Genomic DNA, 4,831 nt, shown 5'->3' on the forward strand with positions numbered 1-4,831 from the left:
AAACAGTTAGGTACTGGCTAGTTGACAAACCAGATGGTGGGGTGAGGGCGGTCACCTGTCAAGGGGTGTCGCGGGACGTGCGTGGACGTCGAGGGTCGCGGTACCGGTGACCTCAGCGCGCGGTCAGGTACTCCAGGACCAGGTCGCCGAGCATCCTGCGGTAGTGCGCGCGCCGCGCCGGGTCCAGCATGTCCCGGTCGAAGATCGCCTTGAACGTGTGCCGGTTGGCCGTCCGGAAGACGCAGAACCCGCTGATCATCATGTGTACGTCGAGGGCGTCGACGTCGTCGCGGAACTGTCCGGCGGCGCGTCCTCGTTGGAGGATGCGCGCCAGTACGTCGAGCGCCGGGTTGGCGAGGCTGGACAGGGTCGACGACGTCGCGATGTGCTCGGCGCGGTGGATGTTCTCGATGCTGACGAGTCGGATGAAGTCCGGGTGCGTCTCGTGATGGTCGAAGGTCAGCTCGGCCAGTTGCCGGATCGCGTCGAGGGGATCGAGGTGCTCGACGTCGAGCTCCCGCTCGATCGAGCGGATCACGGTGTAGGCCCGCTCCAGTGCCGCGACGTAGAGCTGTTCCTTCCCGCCGAAGTAGTAGTAGATCATCCGCTTGGTGGTGCTGGTCTTGGCCGCGATCTCGTCTACCCGCGCGCCGCTGTAGCCCTTGTCGGCGAACTCCCTGGTGGCGACGTCGAGGATCTCGGCACGCGTCCGCTCGGCATCACGCTGCCGCTCCGGACCGCCGAGGGTGCGGTCGGTCGGCGCGGCATTGGACAGCGGTGCGCCCACCGGGGCTCCTCTCGTGACGGATATGTCGATCCCCAACTGTAGGCGGCGACGCGCGCCGTCCGTTCGACCCGCCCCGCGGCCCTTTCCTGATCCCGCATCGTGGGGTACAACTAACTAGCTGGTTCGTTCATTACGGCCTGTTTCCGGAGGGGACCTCGTGTTCATGCTCAACCGGCCCAACCCCGCGCTGTCGCTGTCGGGCCGTGTCGCGTCGACGGTGGTGCCGGCGTGAACGGCGAGCGCGCTTTCCTCATCGGGCTGGTCGGTGCGGGCATCGGCCCGTCGTTGAGCCCGGCCCTGCACGAGCGTGCCGCCGACGAGCTCGGAATCCGCTACCTCTATCGCCGGCTGGACCTCGACGATCTGCGCCTGCCGGCGACGGCGATCGGGGAGATCCTGGCCGCGGCCCGGCTGGCCGGGTACGACGGACTGAACATCACCCATCCCTGCAAGCGGGTGGTGCTCGAACACCTCGACGAGCTCTCTCCTGATGCCGCCGTCGTGGGCGCGGTCAACACCGTCGTCTTCACCGGGCGCAAGGCCATTGGCCACAACACCGACTGGTCGGGCTTCGCCCGAAGCGTCGCCCTCGGGTTACCGGACGCCCCCCTGGACCGCGTGGTACTGCTCGGTGCCGGCGGCGCCGGTGCCGCCGTCGCCCACGCCCTGCTGACGCTGGGCGCCGGGCTGGTCCGGGTTCTCGACATCGACGCACATCGCGGTGCGGCGCTCGCCGCCTCGCTGTGCGCGCGCTTCGGTGCCGACCGGGCCGCCGCCGGCCGGCTCGACGACGGCGGGAACGAACTGGCCACCGCGCTGAGCGAGGCCGACGGCCTGGTGCATGCCACCCCCATCGGCATGGCCGCCCATCCCGGGCTGCCGGTGCCGGTCGAACTGCTGCGGCCCGAGCTCTGGGTGGCCGACGTCGTCTACCGGCCGTTGGCCACCCAACTGGTGGCTGGCGCGCGGGCCCGGGGCTGCCGGGTCCTCGACGGCGGCGGAATGGCGGTCTTTCAGGCCGTGGACGCGTTCCGTCTGTTCACCGGCGTCGAACCCGACGCCGGTCGGATGCTGCGCCATTTCCAGGGACTCATCGCTGCCACCGCGACAGAAGGGGACACCGCCGATGTCCGCAGCTGAGACCGTCACCTCGACCCCGCTCGCCGGCCAGGGCCGACACCTCCCGGCTTCTGGCCCGCGCCGGGGAATCGCGACCGTGTGCCTGTCCGGCACGCTGGAGGACAAGCTGTCCGCGGCAGCGGCCGCGGGCTTCGACGGGGTGGAGATCTTCGAAAACGACCTCATCGCCTCGCCGTTGTCTCCGGGGCAGGTGCGCGAGCGCTGCGCCGACCTTGGCCTTTCGATCGACCTGTACCAGCCCTTCCGCGACTTCGAGGCGGTTGGACCGGAGCTGCTCGCGGCGAACCTGCGGCGAGCCGCGCACAAGTTCGACGTGATGGAACAGCTCGGCGCCGACACCGTTCTGGTCTGCTCGTCGGTCGCCCCGGCCGCGGTGGACGACGACGACCTCGCCGCTGAGCAGCTGCACACGCTCGCCTCACTGGCGGCCGAGCGCGGCCTGCGGATCGCCTACGAGGCGCTGGCCTGGGGGCGGTTCGTCAACACCTACGACCACTCCTGGGAGATCGTGCGACGTGCCGACCATCCGGCGTTGGGCCTGTGCCTGGACAGCTTCCACGTGCTCTCCCGTGGCTCGGATCCGGCGGGTATCCGCAACCTCCCCGGTCCAAAGCTGTTCTTCCTGCAACTGGCCGACGCACCCAGGCTGGAGATGGATGTGTTGCAGTGGAGCCGCCACCACCGGCTCTTCCCCGGCCAGGGCGCGTTCGACCTGCCGGCCTTCGTCGGCCACGTACTGGCCGCCGGGTACGACGGTCCGCTCTCCCTTGAGGTCTTCAACGATGTGTTCCGCCAAGCCGATCCCGAGCGCGCCGCCGTCGACGCGATGCGCTCGCTGCTCGCCCTCCAGGAGAGACTCGAGGCCAGCGGACCGGTGGCGCTGCGGGAGCGCGTGCGGGTCCCCGACCTACCGCCGGCACCCGACCTCGCCGGACACGCCTTCACCGAACTGGCCGTCGACGATGTCTCCGGCCCGCGGGTAGCGCGCGCGTTGGCCGCGCTGGGCTTCACCCACACGGGACAGCACCGCTCCAAGCCGGTGCAACTGTGGCAGCAGGACGGCGCCCGGGTGCTGCTCAACGCCTCCCCGCCCAGCGGGGTGAGTCCAGGGGGCGCGGCGGTCTGTGCGCTCGCCGTCGAGAGCGCGGATCCGGCCCGCTCCGCGCGGCGTGCGGAAACGCTGCTCGCGCCCGTGCTTCCTCGTACCCGTGGCGCGGACGAGGCAATCCTGTCCGCGGTCGCCGCGCCGGACGGTACCTCGGTGTTCTTCTGTCGAACCGGCGAGGGCGACGCCACCAGTTGGCTGTCGGACTTCGCCCCTACCGACGCCACGCGGGGAGCCGGTGCCGGTCTCACCAGGACCGACCACGTCGCGCTCACCCAGCCGTTCGATCACTTCGACGAAGCGGCCCTGTTCTACCGCGCGGTACTCGGGCTCGAACCCGAGACCATCACGGAGTTCGCCGCGCCGTTCGGCCTGATACGCAGCCGCGCCGTCGCCGACCCTGCCCACTCCGTCCGGATCGCACTGAGCGTGGCCCTGCTGCGCCGTGGCGAATGGGCGCCGGGTGTACCCGACCCGCAGCACGTCGCCTTCGCCACCGACGACGCCTTCGCCAGCGCGCGAGCCATGCGGGCCCTCGGCGCGCCGCTGCTGCGGATCCCGGACAACTACTACGACGACCTCGACGCGCGGCTCGCCCCACCGGCGGAACTGCTCACCGCTATGCGCCGGTACTCGGTGCTCTACGACCGCGACGAGCACGGCGAATTCCTGCACTTCTACACCGAGGTACTGGGGTCGCGGGTCTTCTTCGAGGTCGTACAGCGGGTCGGCGGATACGCCGGCTACGGGGCCGCCAACGCCCCGGTACGGATGGCGGCGCACCGCAGACTGCGGATCGCCCGAGCCGGCCGCGGCAAGAGAACAGACGCCAAGCCCTCACCCAAATCAGAAGGTCGTTAAACGCGAAGCGAAGAGTAGGTGTTGAATAACTGAAAGTAGGCGCCAGATAATTGTGGGCGCCCGTTGGCGGGAAGGCATCCCCCGCGCCTAGCATGGATGTCGAGGACGACGTTTCCGCGACGAGGCAGGCCGCTATCACGCGATACGAATGCGGACATCTCCCATCCCCACTTTCAGAGTAAAGGCGGAGCGATGGCAAGTGCGGCCATGGACGCAGAAGTCCAGGATTACGATGCCGGCGTCTTTCAGAGACTGAACGAGTTTCACATCGCACGGGACCAGCTTGAGGTGCACCGGGAGTTACTCACCCAGTTGGGCGATATCATATGCCTCCATGGACTCCATCGACGCGTAGGGATATCGCTGCTCCACAAGCACTTCGAAGTCTCGGACAACGAGTTGGTGGTGCGCGAGTTCATCCACAATGTCTCATACATCAAGCCTTGGGCGATCGACGCACTGAGCTCGACACTTCCCTATATATGGAAGGCCGAGATCAATGATGGCCGGGCGGTGTACTACCCGCTTGAGTTCTGCGACTACCCGGAGCGCTTGAAGGCCGACGCCCGGAGCGACCTGGAAATCCTCAAGGAGTCACCGGCCTTCTTGACCGCGTTCGCCAACAGACTGAATGAACTCGGCCTCAACGAGATCTTCGGCCTCATGAATCTCCGTTCGCGGGAAGGCTTCGTTCTGGAGCAGGGTGAGACCCTGCTGGAGACCACCGACGAGGAGCGAAGAATCCTCACGCTCAAACCAGCCGTGGCATCAGAGGTCGAGGCGCTCGACACAACCCAGACGTTGTGGATGTACACGCCGGCACCCTCGCGGATCGGTGCCGTCATTGCCGGAGCCGAATGCTCGAACCACTGTGCGGCGCACTGTCTAGCCCACTGTGTGAGTCACCCGTGAGGTAAGTCCGCTGCACGTCAGAAGAC

At 68.0% G+C, this 4,831-nt stretch carries 4 protein-coding genes; 3 read left to right on the plus strand and 1 reads right to left on the minus strand.

Annotated elements, in window-relative coordinates; translation table 11 throughout:
• Positions 1-112: 112 nt before the first annotated feature.
• Positions 113-787: a TetR/AcrR family transcriptional regulator gene (locus VGP60_RS22510; protein WP_327550037.1), complete on the minus strand. Its 675-nt coding sequence runs from the start codon at positions 785-787 to the stop codon at positions 113-115.
• 228 nt (positions 788-1,015) lie between these two features.
• Here VGP60_RS22510 and VGP60_RS22515 point away from each other — a divergent pair, with 228 nt between their 5' ends.
• From VGP60_RS22515 to VGP60_RS22525, 3 genes are all read left to right on the plus strand, one after another.
• Complete coding sequence (locus tag VGP60_RS22515) at positions 1,016-1,927, plus strand: shikimate dehydrogenase (protein ID WP_327550038.1); 912 nt, start codon at positions 1,016-1,018, stop codon at positions 1,925-1,927.
• Positions 1,914-3,893: a bifunctional sugar phosphate isomerase/epimerase/4-hydroxyphenylpyruvate dioxygenase family protein gene (locus VGP60_RS22520; protein WP_327550039.1), complete on the plus strand. Its 1,980-nt coding sequence runs from the start codon at positions 1,914-1,916 to the stop codon at positions 3,891-3,893. Before VGP60_RS22515 ends, VGP60_RS22520 begins: the two co-directional genes overlap by 14 nt.
• A 207-nt stretch (positions 3,894-4,100) precedes the next feature.
• A complete protein-coding gene (locus tag VGP60_RS22525) occupies positions 4,101-4,805 on the plus strand; it encodes a hypothetical protein (protein WP_327550040.1) in 705 nt (234 codons plus the stop codon).
• Positions 4,806-4,831 lie beyond the last annotated feature (26 nt).

The organism is Amycolatopsis sp., from assembly GCF_036008905.1.
Taxonomy (GTDB): domain Bacteria; phylum Actinomycetota; class Actinomycetes; order Mycobacteriales; family Pseudonocardiaceae; genus Amycolatopsis.

Coding starts and splice junctions, on each gene's coding strand:
- VGP60_RS22520 (WP_327550039.1), top strand. CDS start 1,914: ATGTCCGCAGCTGAGACCGTCACCTCGACCCCGCTCGCCGGCCAGGGC.
- VGP60_RS22525 (WP_327550040.1), top strand. CDS start 4,101: ATGGACGCAGAAGTCCAGGATTACGATGCCGGCGTCTTTCAGAGACTG.